Source organism: Caproiciproducens lactatisolvens (assembly GCF_052443335.1).
GTDB lineage: Bacteria > Bacillota > Clostridia > Oscillospirales > Acutalibacteraceae > Caproiciproducens.
In genome coordinates, this window is record NZ_CP195750.1 from 2,943,239 (window position 1) to 2,960,379 (window position 17,141).

Sequence of the window (17,141 nt, forward strand, 5' to 3'; positions counted from 1 at the left end):
CTTCCTCCTTAAATCTTCATTTCTGAAAATTCCCCGCATCCGGAAAAGCCATAGGAGCGGTAGAAATCCTCGTTTTCATCCTGGGCGCGCAGAATAAAAATCCTTCTGCCCGGCAGCTGGGAAATCACCGCGGAAAGCGTTTCATGCCCCAAACCCCTTCTTCGATGTTCAGGGTCTACGCAGACCGCCGACAGCACGGCCGTCTGTTCCGTCCGGGTGGAACAGATCGCGCAGGAAACCAGCCTGTCCCCCTGACGGATTCCCGCCGTCACGGCGGTATCGTGACGGATGCGGTGGGACATATCCATATAAAACGGCTCGAACTCCGGCGGCGTAAAGCTTTCCGAAGCACAGGCTGAAAGAAGCGCGTGAATGTCGCGCAGACTGGGGTTCGCTTCAAACAGGGACCGCGGCTGCACGGGCGAAGCATTGTCATACCGCATGATCTGCCCGCGCTTTGTAACCGGGAACCCGATTTTCCGCGCCGCGCCGGAGCCGCAGAGCAAACGGTCCGCGCCCGTCATGCGGATAAAATCGGCCAATTCCTCAAAATCCGCTTCCCCGGCGTCCAGAATCACCGTATCGTCCAGCTTGCACAGCAGCGTACCGGTTTCCTCCTGCACCCAGAACTGGGCAAACGGCTCGTTCAGGCCGTAGGCCTGTGCGGTGGAAAGGATCTGACACCCGAACGCCGTCGTGCCGAACGGGGAAAGAGCCTCTTCATATTCTACTTTTTTAATCATCCTGTTCCTCGCCTGCAATCCTGTCCGCAAGCTCACAAACAAGCTTCTGCGCGGAAATGAAGTCCTCCTGTGATATCAGGCTCACCGCGGAGTGCAGGTACCTGCACGGGAGGGAAACCGCAATGGTTCTTACCCCTCCGCGGGAAACGTGGATGGCGCCGGCGTCGTTTCCGCCCGCGACAGCCCGTTTCGGCTGGCAGCTTACCCCGGCCTTTTTCGCCGCCTGAAACGCCAGCTGATAGTATTCCTTATCGTAAATCGTACGCTTGTCCATAAAGGAAATCACCGCGCCGCCGCCAACGCAGCAGACCCGGTTTTCTTTATCCACCCCGGCCACATCCGCCGCTGTGGTGCTTTCCAGAACGATCGCCGCCTGCGGCTCCACCGCAAAGGCCGCCGTCCGGGAGCCCGTCAGCCCGGTTTCCTCCTGTATGGCGAACACAAAATACAGATCGTATTTCAGCTCGCTCTGAATCATATGGATCATCATGGCGCACCCGGCCCGGTCGTCGAGCGCGCGGCTCTTGATCATGCCGTGGGACGTGTCGAAAACGGAGTCGAAGGTGACCGGGTCACCGGGGGCGACATACCGCTCCGCTTCTTCCCGGTCCTTTGCGCCGATATCGATATATAATTCCTTCACCGGTACGGATTTTTCTTTTTCTTCCTCTTCTAAAAGATGAATCGGCTTTGCTCCGATCACCCCGCCGACCTCCGCGCCGACCGTGACCGGCCTGCCGCAGAGGACGCGGCGGTCGATTCCGCCGACGGTCTCAAACTTCAAAAGGCCGTCGTCCGTAATATAGGTGACGATCATGCCGACCTCGTCCATATGGGCGTTCAGCATCAGCTTGGTTTTGGGGCGTTTCGCGCCCTTTTTAAAGACAATGAGACTGCCGAGCGGAGTAATTTCAATGCTCGTGGCGTACGGCTTGATTTCCTCGAGAATGATCTTCCGTACTTCGTCCTCCTGTCCGGAAATGCCGCGCGCCGTACACAGACGCTCCAGAAGCTTCCAGTCCATTACTCCACCCCCTTTATGTATTCCGCGATCAGCCGGGCGGTATCTTCCAGATCCGTAAGGTCGACGACCTCGACCGGCGTGTGCATGTACCGGAGCGGGATGGAAACCAGTTCCGCCTTTACGCCCCGGCGCGTCGCCGCGATCTCGTCGGAATTCGTTCCCGTTGAGCCGCCCATCACGTCGAGCTTATAGGGAATCCCGTTCTTTTTCGCCGCTTCGATCATCCCGTCGGCCATTTCACGGTCCAGCGGGGGCGCGATGCCGATCATCGGGCCGCCGCCCAGCTTCCCGCATTTTTCCGGCGGGACATGCGGCTGTTTGGCAAAGCTGACGTCCACGATCACCGCATGGGTCGGGTTGACGGAATAGGCGCCCGTCAAAGCGCCCTGACCGCCGACCTCCTCCCGGCTGCTGAAAAGAATGGTGACTTCACAGCCGAGGTCGCAGGCGGAAAGCAGCTGCGCGCAGCGGACCAGCGCGGCGACGCCCGCGCGGTCGTCCAGCCCGGGGGCGGTTACCCGTGTGCCCAGAAGGCTTTTCGGCGCGGCACGGAACAGAATCCGGTCGCCCGGACGGATCAGCTTTTCCGCTTCTTCCCGGGAAAGCCCCGCGTCCACCGCCATTTTTTCCACCGGAAGCACCCTGTCCTCGCTGCCGTCCGAAAGGTGGGGCGGCGTGCAGCAGACGATGCCGGTCAGCACTTCCTTGCCGTAAATGGTGACCGGGCTGCCCGGCATTACGCGGCGGTCCACCCCGCCGCTGCGGCCAACCCGGATAAATCCGTGCTTATCAATATTGGTCACGATCAGTCCGATCTGATCGATATGCGCGTCAAGCAGAATATGCTTTTCCGCGCCGGGCTTCCCCATTTTCGCAATCACGTTGCCCATCTTGTCAATGCGGGCCTGTGCGTATCGGGAAAGCTCTTTTACCGCCGTTTTTGCCGCGGCGTTTTCGTCCCCCGGCGTGCCGGGAGCTGCGCAGAGGCGAAAAACAAGCCTCTTCAGTTCATCCATGGTATTCACTCCGTTATCTGCTATATTCCTGACTGGTCAGTTTTTTACTGTGTTGATCTATGTAAAGGGAAAACAGCCGGATTACAGCCGTTCCACCAGTTTTTTGAATTCCTCTCCGCGCGTTTCGTAGTTCGGGAACATGTCGAAGCTGGCGCAGGCCGGCGAAAGGGATACGATGTCGCCCGGTACCGCCTCGGCCCGGCAGGCCTGGACCGCTTCTTCCAGCGAGCGCACCCGGACGATCTTCGGGCCGCCCTCCCGGTAGTTCGGCGCCGCCTTGACGCTTCGCTCGATTTTGTCCGCGGTCGCGCCCATCAGCACCAGCGTCTTTACGCTGTCCGCCACGGCGGGGCCGAAGGAGTCGAACGGGATTTTTTTGTCGTAGCCGCCCGCGATCAGAATGATCTTGCGGTCGAAAAGCTTCAGGGTTCCGTTCGCCGTGCGGCTCGGGGTGGTCCCGATGGAGTCGTTGTAATATTTCACGCCGTCCAGCTCGCGCACAAATTCGTTGCGGTGCTCCACCCCGGAAAAGGCGCGGGCGGTCTGAACCATCACATCCGTGCCGACGGTCCCCCACAGGGCGCAGACGGCGGCAAGGTAATTTTCAATATTGTGGCCGCCGGGGATCCGGATCTCCGAGGCGCTCATCACGGGAATGTCCCTCCCGTTCAGCGACAGGATGATCTCGTTTTGATCGTTGAGCCACGCGCCGCGCGCGCATCTGCCCTTCCGGCTGAACATCAGCCTGTCGCCGCGGACGTCCTTTGCGAAGCCGGCCGTAATTTCATAGTCGGCGTTGAGCACCGCGCGCCCGAAGGCGTTCTGGTGCAGAAGAATGTTCTTTTTCGCGTCGATATACTCCTGCATGTCCTTATGCATATCCAGATGGTTCGGGGTGACGTTGGTCACCACGGCGACGTCCGGGCTGCGGCGCATGGAAATCAGCTGGAAGCTGGAAAGCTCCACCACCGCCACGTCGTCGGGATGAATGCTTTCGATTTCAGGCAGAAGGGGATTGCCGATGTTTCCGCCCAGATGGACGGTTTTTCCGGCCGCTTTGAGCATTTCCGAAAGGATGGTGGTGGTGGTGGTTTTTCCGTCGCTGCCGGTCACCGCGAAAATTTTACAGGGGCACAGGTCGAAGAAAACCTCCATTTCAGAGGTGACCGCCGCGCCGCGCTCGCGGGCCGCGTTCAGCTCGGGCAGATAATATTTCATGCCGGGCGTACGGAAAATGATGTCTTCGTCAAGATTTTCCAGATAGCCCTCCCCCAGCTTCAGCGTGACGCCCAACTCTTTCAGCTCGCCGGCTGTTTCGCCCAGCTTTTCCTCCGTCCGCCGGTCGCGGGCCGTTACGGCCGCCCCGCGCCGCGCAAAGATTTTGATCAGCGGCAGGTTGCTTCCGCCGATGCCGCAGAAGGCCACTCTCTTTCCCCGTATCGAACTGTAAAATTTTTGAATATCCATAAATGCCTCCGGCTTGTTTTTCAGTCACAGCAATTTTCTGCTCCGGTTTCTTTCCCGTAATGTCGGTACTGCAATACTATCTATTATACTTTCGCACACAAAAAATAGCAAGTAATGGCAAAGAAAAACGGCCCGCCGCCGCATACGGAAAGGATCATTATTCCCTCGCGGCGCCGAGGAAAGCGCGGAAAAGGTCCCCGCTCTCCGAACCGAATAAATACTCCGGATGCCACTGCACCCCCAGAAAAAACCGCTTTTCCGGCATCCAGACGCACTCCGCCAATCCGTCCGCCGAGCTGGCGGCGCACCGGAGCGGCGGCGCAAGGTCCTTTACCGCCTGATGGTGCATGCTGTTGACCGTCATTTTCGTTTTATGAAGGATGGCGCAGAGCGGGCTTTCCTTTTCGATGTCAATGCCGTGCACCGCCACATCGTAGGGAGGCTTCTGGTAATGGGCGACCGGCAGTCCCTGCACCTGCGCCGGGATATCCTGATACAGGCTGCCGCCGAGCGCCACATTCATCAGCTGGATGCCCCTGCAGATGCCCAGCACAGGCTTGTCGAGCTTTACTGCCCGGTTCAGCAGAAGGATTTCAAACCGGTCGCGCCGCGGATCGATCGACCCGCAGAAGCGCAGCGTCTCTTCGTTGAACAGCGAGGGGTGTACGTCCGGCCCGCCGGTAAACAGAAATCCGTCGCACAGTCCGGTCAGCGCGGCAATGTCCTCTTCCCCGTCCGTCAGCGGCAGGACCAGCGGCACGCCGCCCGCTTCCTCAACGGCGCGCAGATAGTTCGGGCGCATCCAGAACCGCTCCTGCTCTGGATCGTAAAGCGGCGTTAAGCCGATGACCGGTTTTGCCATAAAAATCCCTCCCGCTTTGATTTTTTATGATACCACAGGCGCAAAGCGCCGTTGTGGTATCTTTATAAATTGGCGAAGCGGATATCATATTCGCTTGCGATTATTATATCATGTTGATTCCGCCTCAAACCGAAAAATCTGTATATTTTTGCCTCACGTGTAAAAAATACCGTCATGGGGTGAAAAATGATGAATAAAAAAAGAATTATTTCGCTGATCGCCGTAGTTGCGCTGATTGTAACGCTCGGAGCGACGACCGCGATGGGTTATGTTTCCGCAAACAAATATAAAATGAATCTGGAATACAACTACAAGCGTGCCGTAGGCGACCTGAACGGCTGCGTGTCCAACATTGAGACCGCGCTGAACAAGGCCTCCTACGCAAATACGTCAACCCAGCAAAACGGGCTGGCCGCCAAGCTGATGAGGGAATCCAGCATGGCGAAATCCGCGCTGGCGGTGCTGCCGGTCACCGACCATTCGCTGGACAACGTGACCAAATTCATTACTCAGGTCGGCGATTTCGCCATGACGCTGTCCACCAAAATCTCTTCCGGACAGAAGATTAGCGAAGAGGACTACAAGACCATGAGCCAGCTGGAAAAGTACGCCAAAACGCTGCAGTCCGGCCTGCAGAACGTAAAGACCGATATTCAGTCCGACCAGCTTTCCAGCGAGTTCAAGAAAACCTCGGAGGACTTTACCGACTTCCCTTCGCTGATTTACGACGGCCCGTTCTCCGACCATATCAGCCAGATGAAGCCGATGCTGACCGAGGGGCGCGAACAGATCGCCCAGGGCAACGCGCAGAATATCGCGGCGGAATTTCTGGGGGTCACGCAGGATAAGCTTGCGCATACGCAGGATACGGCGGGGAACCTGCCCACCTATAATTTCACCGCAAACAACGGCGGTATCCGCATCTGTGTGACAAAGGCGGGCGGGTTTGTCTCCAGCATGGAGAATTCGCGCGACGTGACCGCCGAAAACCTCAGCTACGAGGACGCGTCCAAAAAAGCCGCCGCCTTTTTGAAGGGCCGGGGCATTTCGGATATGAAGCAGACCTACTACGTCATCAACGACGGCATCTGCACGATCAACTACGCCTATTATAAAGACGATATTATCTACTACCCCGATCTGATCAAAATTTCCGTTGCGCTGGACGACGGGGAAATCGTACTGTTCAACTCCACGGGCTATATCATGAACCACCATGACCGGACGCTGGCCGCGAAAATCACCGCCGACCAGGCGCAGGCTTCCGTCAGCAAAAAGCTGACGGTCAAAAAAAGAGGGCTGGCTTTGATTCCAACCCCCGGTCTGAGCGAAGTGCTCACCTATGAATTTGTATGCAGCGGACAGAATAACGAGCAGGTTCTGGTCTATATCAACGCAGCCACCGGACTGGAGGAACAGATTCTGATCCTGCAGGTCTCCGACAACGGGATGCTGACCAAATAGCTCTCTTATTTTCCGCCCATCAGGCTGACCAGCACGGCTTTCTGCGCGTGCAGACGGTTTTCAGCCTCGTCAAAAATTTCCTTCGCATGTTTTTCAAACATTTCCGCAGTGATTTCTTCGCCGCGGTGCGCGGGCAGACAATGCTGGACAATGGCGTCGCTCTTGGCGGCGGACATGATTTCCTCATTGATCTGGAAGCCCTTGAACGCATCGCGGCGTTTTTGCGCTTCCTCCTCCTGTCCCATGGAGGCCCACACGTCGGTAATCACCACGTCGGCTCCCTTTGCGGCTTCCTTCGGGTCGGTGGTCATGCTGAACGCGGGATGCGTGACCGCAAAATCGAGGATCGCGGCGGCCGGCCGGTATTCCTTCGGGCAGGCGACGGCAACCTCCATCTTCATTTTCAGGCCGCCCACGATCAGCGAATTCATCATGTTGTTTCCGTCGCCGATGTAGCACATCTTCAGCCCGTCAAGGCTGCCCTTGTACTCGCGGATGGTCATCAGGTCGGCCAGCACCTGGCACGGGTGGGAAAAGTCGGTCAGGCCGTTGATGATCGGGATGGTGCCGTTTTGTGCCAGCGCCTCGACCTCCGACTGCTTGAAGGTACGGATCATGATGCCGTCCAGATAGCGGGAAAGCACGCGGGCGGTGTCCTGCACCGGCTCGCCGCGGCCGATCTGAAGATCCTTCGCGGAAAGGAAAATCGGCAGCCCGCCCAGCTGGTACATACCGACTTCAAAGGAAACGCGGGTCCGGGTGGAAGCCTTCTCAAAGATCATTCCCAGCGTTTTGCCCGCCAGATGCCGGTGCTCGATGCCGTGCTTCTGCTCGTATTTGAGCTGGTCGGCAAGGTTCAGAACGGAGGTGATATCCTCGCTGGTCAGGTCAAGCATTTTCAGCAGATGTTTCATAGTTGCCCTCCTAAAAATCAAATGTTATTTTACCGTTTTTCTATCTTCCTTTATTTCAGGGTCCGGATCACTTTTTGCAGGACCGCGAGACCCTTGTCGATATCTTCATAGGCAATCGTCAGCGGCGGCAGGAAGCGGAGCAGCTCTTTTGCCGTCAGGACCAGAAGGCCGCTTTCTGCGCATTTCTGCGCGGCCTCTTTGGCGCTCCCCTTTTTCAGCTTCGCGCCGAGCATCATGCCCAGCCCGCGGACAAACTCGATTTCCTCCATGGCGGAAAGCTTTTCCGTAAGGTACGCGCCCTTTTCACGCACCTCCCGTAAAAAGCCCCCGTCCCCGACCACGTCCAGCACCGCGAGCGCTCCCGCGCAGACGACCGGGTTGCCGCCGAAGGTGGAGCCGTGCGAACCGGCGTCCATCACCCCGCCGAGACGCCCGGTACAGAGGCACGCGCCGACCGGCAGTCCTCCGCCAAGGCCCTTTGCGCTGGTCAGGATATCCGGCATGACCCCGTAATTCTGGAAGCAGTACAGTTTTCCCGTACGGCCGACGCCCGTCTGAACCTCGTCGACGATGAGCAGAATATCCCGCTCCCCGCAGAACGCGGCCAGTTCCTTTACAAAGCCGTCTTTTAGCGGCAGAACGCCGCCCTCGCCCTGCACCAGCTCGATCATCACCGCGCAGGTGTCCCCCGATACATTTTCCTTTACGCTGTCCATGTTGGGAAACGCGTAGGAAAAGCCCTGTGTCAGCGGGGTAAATTTTTCGTGGAACGCGTCCTGCCCGGTTGCCGCCAGCGTGGTGAGGGTGCGGCCGTGGAACGAATTCCGCAGGGTGACGATCCGGCACCGGTTTTTTCCGTATTTGTCGGCGGCGTACTTTCGCGCCACCTTGACCGCGCATTCGTTTGCCTCCGCGCCGGAATTCCCGAAAAAGACCTTTGAAAACCCGGTCAGGGCGCAAAGCTTTTCCGCCAGCTTTGTCTGCATGGGCTGATAGTATAAATTGGAGGTATGCTGCAAAGTCGCCGCCTGTTTCGCGACGGCCCGCGTCCATCGTTCGTCGCAGTAGCCCAGCGAATTGACGCCGATTCCGCTTGTAAAATCGATATACTCTTTCCCGTTGCAGTCCACCGCGGTCGCGCCGTGGCCGGAAACAAGCGCCACGGGAAACCGCCTGTAGGTCTGCATAAGATACCTGTGGTCCTGTTCCTGAATTTCTTCCAAGGTCATTTCTGTCACCCCTATTATGATTACATTTTCCCCGTACGGCATTCCCTTGTCGTTCGATCAATCAGCAGAACATCGTGCCGATGCCCTCGTCTGAAAAAAGCTCGATCAGAATGGAGTGCGGGATACGCCCGTCGATGATGTGCGCCCGGCTCACGCCCCGCCGCACGGCTTCGACGCAGCAGTCGATTTTCGGGATCATGCCCCCGCTGATGATGCCCTGATTCTGCAGCTTCGGCACGTCGCTGACGTTGACGACCGGAATCAGGGTGCTTTCGTCTTCCTTATCGCTGAGAAGCCCTTTGATGTCCGTCATCAGGATCAGCTTGATCGCGCCCATTTCCGCCGCGATGCGCGCCGCGGCGATGTCCGCGTTGATATTGTACACTTCCCCGTTTTCACCGCCGGCTACGGTCGCCACAATTGGCACATAGCCGTTTGCCGTGGTCTGGGAAACGATTTCGGTATTCACTTCGGTAATTTCGCCCACGAAGCCGAGATCCTCCCCCGCCGCGAGCTTTTTTGCCTTCATCATGCCGCCGTCCAGCCCGCAAAGGCCGATGGCCCGGCCGTTGTGCCGTTCCAGAAGCTGGACGAGATCCTTGTTGACCTTGCCCGCCAGCACCATCTGCACAACGTCCACGGTTTCCGCGTCGGTCACGCGCAGCCCGCCGACAAAACGGCTTTCCTTGCCGATCTTTTTGAGCATCGCGCTGATTTCCGGCCCGCCGCCGTGCACCAGCACCACGTTGATGCCGACGAGCTGCATCAGAACGATATCGCTCATGACCGCGTCCTTCAGGTCCTCGTTCACCATGGCGTTTCCGCCGTATTTTACAACGACCGTCTTGCCCGCGTATTCCTGTATATACGGCAGGGCCTGCACCAGAACCCGCGCCCGGTCCGCATTGCTGATATCCATACTGTTCCTTCCTCCGTCCGCGTTCCTCAGCTCCGGTAATCCCCGTTGATTTTTACATAGTCGTAGGTGAGGTCGCAGCCGAACGCGCAGGCGTGGAACTCTCCGCCGTTCAGCGCCACATCCACATTGATTTCCTCCTGCGTCAGGATTTTCTTTGCCTCATCCTCGTCAAAATCGATTCCCGTGCCGTTTTTACAGACCTCTATGCGGCCCGCCTTCGATTCAAACGTGACGTCCACCAAGCTTACGTCCACATCCGCGCCCGCGTAGCCGATCGCGCACAGAACGCGCCCCCAGTTCGCGTCCGCTCCGAACATCGCCGCCTTGAACAGGCTGGAGCAGATCACGCTTTTCGCGGTCAGCCGCGCGTCCTTTTCGCTTTTCGCGCCCGTTACCCGGCAGACCAGCAGCTTGGTCGCGCCCTCGCCGTCCTTTGCGACTTTTCTCGCGAGCGCGGTGCAAAGGGCGGTCAGGCCCTGCACAAAAAGGCGGTAATCTTCGGAATCCCCCGTGATTTCCCCGTTCCCGGCGAGACCGGAGGCAAGGACGGCGGTCATGTCGTTGGTGGAGGTATCGCCGTCGACGCTGACCATATTGAAGCTGACGTGCACCGCTTCCTTCAAAGCGGCGTTCAACGCGCAGGCCGAAATCGCGGCGTCCGTGGTCAGAAAGCAGAGCATGGTCGCCATATTCGGATGAATCATGCCGGAGCCCTTCGCAATGCCGCCGATATGGACGGATTTTCCGCCGATGGTCAGCCTGACCGCTAAATTTTTCACTTCGGTGTCCGTCGTCATAATCGCCCTCGCGGCGTCCCCCGAGCCGGTGGGCGAAAGCGCCTTTGCCAGCTCAGGCGCCGCCTGTTCGATCGGTTCGATCGGCAGCACCTGGCCGATGACCCCGGTGGAGGCGACGACCACGTCCTGCGGCGCAATGCCGAGCTCCTTCGCGGCGATTTCGCACATCCTCCACGCCTTTTCCTCGCCGTCGGCGTTGCAGGTGTTGGCGTTGCCTGAATTGCAGATCACCGCCTGCGCTTTGCCGTCGGCGATATTTTTCCGCGTCACCACAACCGGCGCGCCCTTGACTAAGTTCTGCGTATAGACGGCCGCGGCGGAACACGGAACCTTTGCATAAATCATCGCAAGATCCGGCTTTGATTTATTCTTGCGGATTCCGCTGTAAATCCCCGCTGCGGTAAAGCCCTGTGCGGCGGTAACGCCGCCCTCGATCCATTCCATTTTCACTATCCCCTTAAAATGCCGGGGGCAATGCTTTCAGCCCGGCTGTTTCCTCTATTCCAAATGCAAGATTCATATTCTGGATCGCCTGCCCCGCCGCGCCCTTGACCATGTTGTCGATTGCCGAGATGGCGACCAGCGTGCCGGTACGGGAATCGGTGTGGAGTGAAATATCGCAGAAATTGGAATATCGTACATTTTTGATGTCGGCCTCTATGCCCTGCGGCAGCAGCCGGATAAAATATTCCGAATCGTACGCGTCATGATAGGCTTTTTGTATCTGTTCCATGGTTGCTCCCGCGGCCAGCTTCGCGTAGCAGGTGGCGAGGATTCCCCGGTTGACCGGCAGCAGATGCGGCACGAAGGTCAGCTTTACCGGCGCGCCCGCCACATGGGAAAGGCTCTGCTCCATCTCCGGCGTATGCCGGTGGCAGGCGACCTTATAGGCGCTCATGCCCTCGTTCAGTTCCGGGTAATGGGTGTTCTGGCTCGGTTTTCTGCCCGCGCCGGTCACGCCGCTTTTGCAGTCGGCAATGATGCCGTCCTTTTGTATCAGGCCGTTTTTCAAAGCCGGCGCAAGTGCGAGCGGTACCGCGGTGGTGTAGCAGCCGGGGTTCGCAATGATTTTTTTGCCCCGGATCTGTTCCCGGAAAAGCTCCGGCAGAGCGTAAACGGCGAGCGCATGAAGGTCGGGATGCAGGAACGTCCCGCCGTACCACTCGCGGTAATCCTCCTCGTTTTCCAGCCGGAAATCCGCGCCGAGGTCGATAAAGACCTTTCCTTTTGCGAAGCATTTTGCGGCAAGCTCCTGTGAAAGGCCGTGAGGCAGCGCGGCAAAGACCGCGTCGCTTTTTTCAACGGCCTCGCTCTGGGTGCCGCAGACCATGTCGCATACGCCGCGGTACGCCGGGTAAATCTCCGAAAGGGCCTGCCCTTCGAAGCTGACCGAGCTGACCGCCGCCAGCTGTGCCTGCGGGTGCCCGCTCAGCAGCCGGCAGAGCTCCGCGCCCGCGTAGCCCGTCGCGCCGACCACGCCCGCCCGGATCATGGCTGCACCCCCAGCTTTTTCAGCACTCTTTCCGCCTGTGCGCGCACATTTTCCGGAGCCGGGCCGCCCAGCACCTTCCTGCCGTTCACGCAGTTTTCCAGCGAAATCGCGTCGAAGATCCCGCCGTCGAACAGCCCGCTGAATTCTTTGTACTTCTCAAGCGGCACGGTTTCGAGCGTCAGCCCGTTTTCAATGCAGTACGCCACCAGTTCGCCGGTCACTTTGTACGCGTCGCGGAAGGGCATTCCCTTGCCAACCAGATAATCGGCGCAGTCGGTCGCGTTGATGAAGCCCTTCGCCGCCGCTTTCCGCATGTTCTGAGGCAGCACCCGCATGGTGTCCACCATCGGGATAAAGGCGGTCAGGCACATATGCAGGGTGTCCGCCGCGTCGAAAATCGCTTCCTTATCCTCCTGCATATCCTTGTTGTATGCAAGGGGAAGGCCCTTCATCATGGTCAGCAGCGTGGTCAGGTCGCCGATGGCGCGCCCGCTCTTGCCGCGGACCAGCTCCGCGATATCGGGGTTCTTTTTCTGCGGCATGATGCTGGAGCCGGTGGAAAACGCGTCGTCCAGCTCCACAAATTTAAATTCCCACGAGCACCAGAGGATAATTTCCTCCGAAAACCGGGAAAGGTGCACCATGGCGATGGCGATATCCGCGGCAAGCTCCATGCAGAAATCCCGGTCGGAGACGCCGTCGAGGCTGTTGTTCGTCGCCCCGGCAAAGCCCAAAAGGGAGGCGGTCATTTCGCGGTCCAGCGGATAAGTGGTCCCCGCCAGCGCGCCGGAGCCGAGCGGGCATTCGTCCATGCGCTTTCCGGTATCCTCCAGACGGGACAGGTCGCGCTGGAACATTTCCGCGTAGGCCAGAAGGTGATGCCCGAAGGTGATGGGCTGCGCGCGCTGCATGTGGGTGTAGCCCGGCATGACCACATCGCTGTTTTCCAGCGCCTTTTTACACAGCACGCCGATCAGCTCCTTGATCTGGCCGTGCAGCAGGACGCACTGTTTTTTCAGATACAGCTTCACGTCCACCGCAACCTGGTCGTTCCGGCTGCGCGCGGTGTGCAGCCGTTTGCCCGCGGCTCCCAGCCGCGCGGTCAGCTCGCCCTCCACAAAGGTGTGGATATCCTCGGCTTCCCCGTCGATGGAAAGCGTTCCGCTTTCGATCTCCGCGAGGATTTTTTTCAGCTCCGCACAGATTTTTTCGCTCTCCGCCGCGTCGATCACTCCGCAGGCGCCGAGCATGGTTGCGTGGGCAATACTGCCCTCTATATCTTCCCTTGCCATCCGGCTGTCAAAGGAAATGGATGAATTAAAATCATTGGTTTTCTGATCGAGTTCCTTATGGAATCTTCCCGCCCACAGCTTCAAGTCACACACACTCCGTTTATTGAAAATGTGGGGCAGACCGTATGCCTGCCCCAAAATGGATGATCCCTTATTTTTTCTGCTTTTTCAGCGCCTGTACCTGAATCGGCAGCCCGAACAGGTTGATAAACCCGTTGGCGTCCGCCTGATTGTAGACCTCATCCTCGCTGAAGGTCGCAATATCCTCGTCATAGAGAGAATACGGGGAAGTGACCCCCGCGTCAATAATATTGCCCTTGTACAGCTTCAGCTTCACTTCGCCGGTCACGGTCTGCTGGGTGCTTTCCACAAAGGCGGAAAGCGCCTCGCGCAGCGGGGTGAACCACTGGCCGAAATAAACCAGCTCCGCAAATTTATTGCCCACACCCTGCTTGTAGTGGTAGGTGTCCCTGTCAAGGCAGAGCTCTTCCAGCTTGTTGTGCGCATGGTACAGAATGGTGCCGCCCGGGGTCTCGTACACGCCGCGGGACTTCATGCCCACCAGCCTGTTTTCCACGATATCCGCGATGCCGATGCCGTTTTCCCCGCCGATCTGATTCAGCTGCGCGATCATGTCGACAGCGCAGAGCCTGCTGCCGTTGAGGGACACCGGGATGCCCTTCTCAAACGCAAGGGTGACGTAGGTCGGCTTGTCGGGCGCCTGCTCCGGTGAAACGCCCAGCTCCAGGAAACCCGGCTTCTGATAGGCCGGCTCGTTCGCGGGGTCCTCCAGATCGAGTCCCTCGTGGGAAAGATGCCACAGGTTTTTATCCTTGGAGTAGTTCGTCTCCCTCGTAATATTCAGCGGAATATTGTGCGCCTCGGCGTAGTCGATCTCTTCGTCGCGGGATTTGATGGACCACTCCCTCCACGGGGCGATGATCTTCATCTTCGGCGCGAACGCCTTGATGGCAAGCTCAAACCGCACCTGGTCGTTGCCCTTGCCGGTGCAGCCGTGGCAGATGGCGTCCGCGCCCTCGGCCTGGGCGATTTCCACCAGCCTTTTCGCGATCAGCGGCCTTGCAAAGGAGGTCCCGAGCAGATATTTGTTCTCGTACACCGCCCCGGCCTTGAGCGTCGGCCAGATATAATCTTCGGCGAACGCCTTTTTCAGGTCGGCGATATAGAGCTTTGACGCGCCCGTCTTTTTCGCCTTTTCCTCAAGGCCGTTCAGCTCCGCGCCCTGCCCGACGTCCGCGGCGACCGCGACGACCTCGCAGTTGTTATAATTTTCCTTCAGCCAGGGAATAATAATCGAAGTATCCAATCCGCCGGAATAGGCGAGAACTACTTTTTTAATCTTGTTTTCCATTGCATAGGCCTCCCGTTTTGTTTTGTTGTGTTTTATTATACACTATTTATACGGAAATTCAAGCATTTTGTGCATAAATATTCATTTTATCTTTAATAGATAAAAACAGCCAAATCAAATTATTTTTGATTGTGGGATATATCCAAACGTGATAAAATAAAATAGAAACAAGGACCAATTTAACGGAGGTGTTTTTGATGTTTCAGCAAATCGACATTACCACCATGAATTTTAATCCATTCACCAAGATCGATAAGGAGTGGATGCTGATTACCGCGGGCAGCCGGGAAAAGTGCAACACCATGACGGCCAGCTGGGGCGCTCTGGGCGAGCTTTGGAACCGATACGTTTCCTTTATTTTTATCCGTCCGCAGCGTTATACTCTCGAATTCATCGAAAAAGAGGATTTTTATTCCCTCTGCTTCTTCGACGAGTCGCAGCGAAAGGCCCTGAACTACTGCGGCAGCCGCTCCGGCCGCGATACCGACAAGATCAAAGACGCCGGCCTGACGTCCGTTTACGACGAAGCCGCGCCTTATTTTGAAGAGGCAAAGCTCGTTTTCATCTGCCGCAAGCTGCACGGGCAGCCCATTGACCCCGCCTGCTTTATCGACCCCGCGATCGACGGAAAGTGCTATCCACAGAAGGACTACCACAAGATGTTCGTCGGTGAAATCGTAAAGGTACTGGAAAAAGCGTAGCCCTCAAAAAGCGGAAAAGAGCCGGTTCCCTGCTGCGGGAACCGGCTCTTTTCATTCGATGATATATTTTCCGATGGAACCGTCCAGGGTCGACGGGACCTGTGCCGTCAGCACCAGCCCAAGGTCGGTGTACTCCTCGTTTTCCACCATCCCCTCGCGGCGGATCTGCGCCGCAAGGCCGCTTTGCGAAAACGGAAGCAGCATCTTCACCCGTTTGCTTTTGACCGGCAGATTCTCCTCGATCGCGCTGAGCAGTTTATCGGTCCCCGCGCCCGTCGCCGCGCTGATCCGTACGGAATTGCCCATAAACGGGATGATGTTGGCCGCGGGAAGAAGGTCGCATTTGTTGAACACGGGGATCACCGGCCTTCCCTCGCAGCCAAGCTCCGACAAAAGGTCCTTCGTGATTTTCAAATGCTCCTGTGCTTCCGGGCTGGAAGCGTCGCAGATATTCAGGATAATGTCGGCGGTGGCGGCCTGTTCCAGCGTGGAATGGAAAGCCTGTACCAGATGATGCGGCAGGCGGCGCACCAGCCCGACGGTGTCGATCAGCATCACCGTAGCGCCGTTCGGCAGCTTCAGCGAGCGGGCGGTGGGGTCCAGCGTGGCGAAAAGCTTATCTTCCGCCAGCACCCCGGCCTGTGTCAGGGTATTCATTAGCGTGGATTTCCCCGCGTTGGTGTAGCCCACCAGCGCAACGGTGACGACCCCGTCCTTCTGACGGCGGCGGGTAATCTGGCTGCGGTGCTTTTCCACCGCTTCCAGCTGCTCCCTGAGCGTGTCGATCCTCCTGCGGATATGCCGCCGGTCGGTTTCCAGCTTGCTTTCGCCCGGGCCGCGCGTGCCGATTCCGCCGCCGAGGCGGGAAAGCGACGTTCCCTTTCCGGACAGCCGGGGCAGCAGGTACTTCAGCTGCGCCAGCTCCACCTGGAGCCGGCCCTCCTTGCTTTTCGCGCGCGCCGCGAAAATATCCAGAATCAGCATCGTGCGGTCCACGACGCGCACCTTGCTGATCTGTTCAATATTCCGGATTTGAGTAGGAGAAAGCTCACAGTCAAAAATAAGCAGGTCGATTTCCTGCTTTTCACAGAAATCCGCTATTTCCTCCATCATTCCCGACCCGACGCAGGTAGCGTTGTCGTAAGTGGGCCGGTTCTGCGTGATTGCGCCGAAAGGTTCCGCTCCCGCGCTGCTGACAAGCTCGTACAGCTCCGCCAGCGAAGTTTCTGCGTCATATTCGCCCGTATTGACTTCCACCAGCAGCGCGCGCTCCGGTTTTTCCTCATTTTCGTACAGATCCAGTTTTTCCATCCCCTTTCAGCATGATCCGCTGTTTTTCCGCTATTATTTTATCTCAAAACCCGAAATAATGCAAATTCTATCGAAAAGCGACATAGAGATAACTCATCGTATCGCTATTTAAATTATTCAGGATTCCTCCGGCCTGTGCATTTTGCGTCTGGTACACGGTCAGCTTGCCTTCGGAAAGAGAAACGCCCCTGCTTTCGCCCGTCTGGGCAGCAGCCGCAAAGCTGTTTTCGTTATATCCGCCGCCCGGAAAATAGTCGTTTGCGGGCATTCCTTCCATAAAAACCAGCACGAATCGGGGCGCAAACGGCAGCGTGATCACCTGTGAGGCTTCTCCGTTTCCATAGTAGCTTCCGACGGTAAACGCCTGTGTGAGCAAAGTCCGGTCCTCCGGCGACAAATGCATCTGCGTATTTCCGAAATGGGCAGCCAGCAGCGAATCCAGCAGCGTGTTGTCCGCCACAAAGTCGCCGCGCATCGGTTTGTCGGTTCCCACCCAGCTGTTCAGCCCCAGGGATGTTTTATTGTTTGTAGGCATTGC

The 17,141-nt window shown here is 57.7% G+C and carries 16 protein-coding genes; 2 read left to right on the top strand and 14 right to left on the bottom strand.

Annotated elements, in window-relative coordinates:
- Positions 1-8: 8 nt before the first annotated feature.
- From ACRQV7_RS14530 to ACRQV7_RS14550, 5 genes are all read right to left on the bottom strand, one after another.
- Positions 9-743 carry a GNAT family N-acetyltransferase gene (locus ACRQV7_RS14530; RefSeq protein ID WP_444658792.1) on the bottom strand — a complete coding sequence of 245 codons (735 nt, stop codon included), beginning with the start codon at positions 741-743 and terminating at the stop codon, positions 9-11.
- Positions 736-1,767, bottom strand: coding sequence for a M42 family metallopeptidase (locus ACRQV7_RS14535; RefSeq protein WP_444658793.1), 1,032 nt, complete (start codon positions 1,765-1,767; stop codon positions 736-738). Before ACRQV7_RS14535 ends, ACRQV7_RS14530 begins: the two co-directional genes overlap by 8 nt.
- Entirely contained in the window at positions 1,767-2,783 is a 1,017-nt protein-coding gene (locus ACRQV7_RS14540; protein WP_444658794.1) for a M20/M25/M40 family metallo-hydrolase, read from the bottom strand. Before ACRQV7_RS14540 ends, ACRQV7_RS14535 begins: the two co-directional genes overlap by 1 nt.
- A gap of 81 nt (positions 2,784-2,864) precedes the next feature.
- The gene (gene murD / locus ACRQV7_RS14545) at positions 2,865-4,250 is read right to left on the bottom strand and encodes a UDP-N-acetylmuramoyl-L-alanine--D-glutamate ligase (protein WP_444658795.1); all 1,386 of its coding nucleotides are present in this window, start codon (positions 4,248-4,250) and stop codon (positions 2,865-2,867) included.
- Positions 4,251-4,407: 157 nt separating this feature from the next.
- Positions 4,408-5,112, bottom strand: a complete 705-nt coding sequence (locus tag ACRQV7_RS14550; protein ID WP_444658796.1) for a gamma-glutamyl-gamma-aminobutyrate hydrolase family protein — start codon at positions 5,110-5,112, stop codon at positions 4,408-4,410.
- Positions 5,113-5,298: 186 nt separating this feature from the next.
- Here ACRQV7_RS14550 and ACRQV7_RS14555 point away from each other — a divergent pair, with 186 nt between their 5' ends.
- Positions 5,299-6,576, top strand: a complete 1,278-nt coding sequence (locus ACRQV7_RS14555) for a PepSY1/2 domain-containing protein (RefSeq protein WP_444658797.1) — start codon at positions 5,299-5,301, stop codon at positions 6,574-6,576.
- Positions 6,577-6,581: 5 nt separating this feature from the next.
- Here the strand turns inward: ACRQV7_RS14555 and argF are convergent, their stop codons facing one another.
- From argF to ACRQV7_RS14590, 7 genes are all read right to left on the bottom strand, one after another.
- Entirely contained in the window at positions 6,582-7,490 is a 909-nt protein-coding gene (gene argF, locus ACRQV7_RS14560; protein WP_444658798.1) for an ornithine carbamoyltransferase, read from the bottom strand.
- 50 nt (positions 7,491-7,540) lie between these two features.
- Complete coding sequence (locus tag ACRQV7_RS14565; RefSeq protein WP_444658799.1) at positions 7,541-8,719, bottom strand: aspartate aminotransferase family protein; 1,179 nt, start codon at positions 8,717-8,719, stop codon at positions 7,541-7,543.
- A gap of 61 nt (positions 8,720-8,780) precedes the next feature.
- Positions 8,781-9,638 (bottom strand): acetylglutamate kinase, encoded by an 858-nt coding sequence (argB, locus tag ACRQV7_RS14570; RefSeq protein ID WP_444658800.1) that lies wholly within the window; start codon positions 9,636-9,638, stop codon positions 8,781-8,783.
- A 26-nt stretch (positions 9,639-9,664) separates the two neighbouring features.
- The gene (gene argJ, locus ACRQV7_RS14575) at positions 9,665-10,879 is read right to left on the bottom strand and encodes a bifunctional glutamate N-acetyltransferase/amino-acid acetyltransferase ArgJ (protein ID WP_444658801.1); all 1,215 of its coding nucleotides are present in this window, start codon (positions 10,877-10,879) and stop codon (positions 9,665-9,667) included.
- Between the two features lie 13 nt (positions 10,880-10,892).
- Positions 10,893-11,927: an N-acetyl-gamma-glutamyl-phosphate reductase gene (gene argC, locus ACRQV7_RS14580; RefSeq protein ID WP_444658802.1), complete on the bottom strand. Its 1,035-nt coding sequence runs from the start codon at positions 11,925-11,927 to the stop codon at positions 10,893-10,895.
- Positions 11,924-13,303 (bottom strand): argininosuccinate lyase, encoded by a 1,380-nt coding sequence (argH, locus tag ACRQV7_RS14585; protein ID WP_444658803.1) that lies wholly within the window; start codon positions 13,301-13,303, stop codon positions 11,924-11,926. Before argH ends, argC begins: the two co-directional genes overlap by 4 nt.
- Before the next feature lie 67 nt (positions 13,304-13,370).
- Positions 13,371-14,591, bottom strand: coding sequence for an argininosuccinate synthase (locus ACRQV7_RS14590; RefSeq protein WP_444658804.1), 1,221 nt, complete (start codon positions 14,589-14,591; stop codon positions 13,371-13,373).
- Positions 14,592-14,788: 197 nt separating this feature from the next.
- On the opposite strand from ACRQV7_RS14590, the gene ACRQV7_RS14595 reads away from it, so the two are divergent.
- Positions 14,789-15,292 (top strand): flavin reductase family protein, encoded by a 504-nt coding sequence (locus ACRQV7_RS14595; RefSeq protein ID WP_444658805.1) that lies wholly within the window; start codon positions 14,789-14,791, stop codon positions 15,290-15,292.
- Between the two features lie 51 nt (positions 15,293-15,343).
- Here ACRQV7_RS14595 and hflX read toward each other — a convergent pair whose 3' ends face one another.
- Entirely contained in the window at positions 15,344-16,603 is a 1,260-nt protein-coding gene (gene hflX / locus ACRQV7_RS14600; protein ID WP_444658806.1) for a GTPase HflX, read from the bottom strand.
- 67 nt (positions 16,604-16,670) lie between these two features.
- Positions 16,671-17,138, bottom strand: coding sequence for a hypothetical protein (locus tag ACRQV7_RS14605; RefSeq protein ID WP_444658807.1), 468 nt, complete (start codon positions 17,136-17,138; stop codon positions 16,671-16,673).
- Positions 17,139-17,141: the final 3 nt, after the last annotated feature.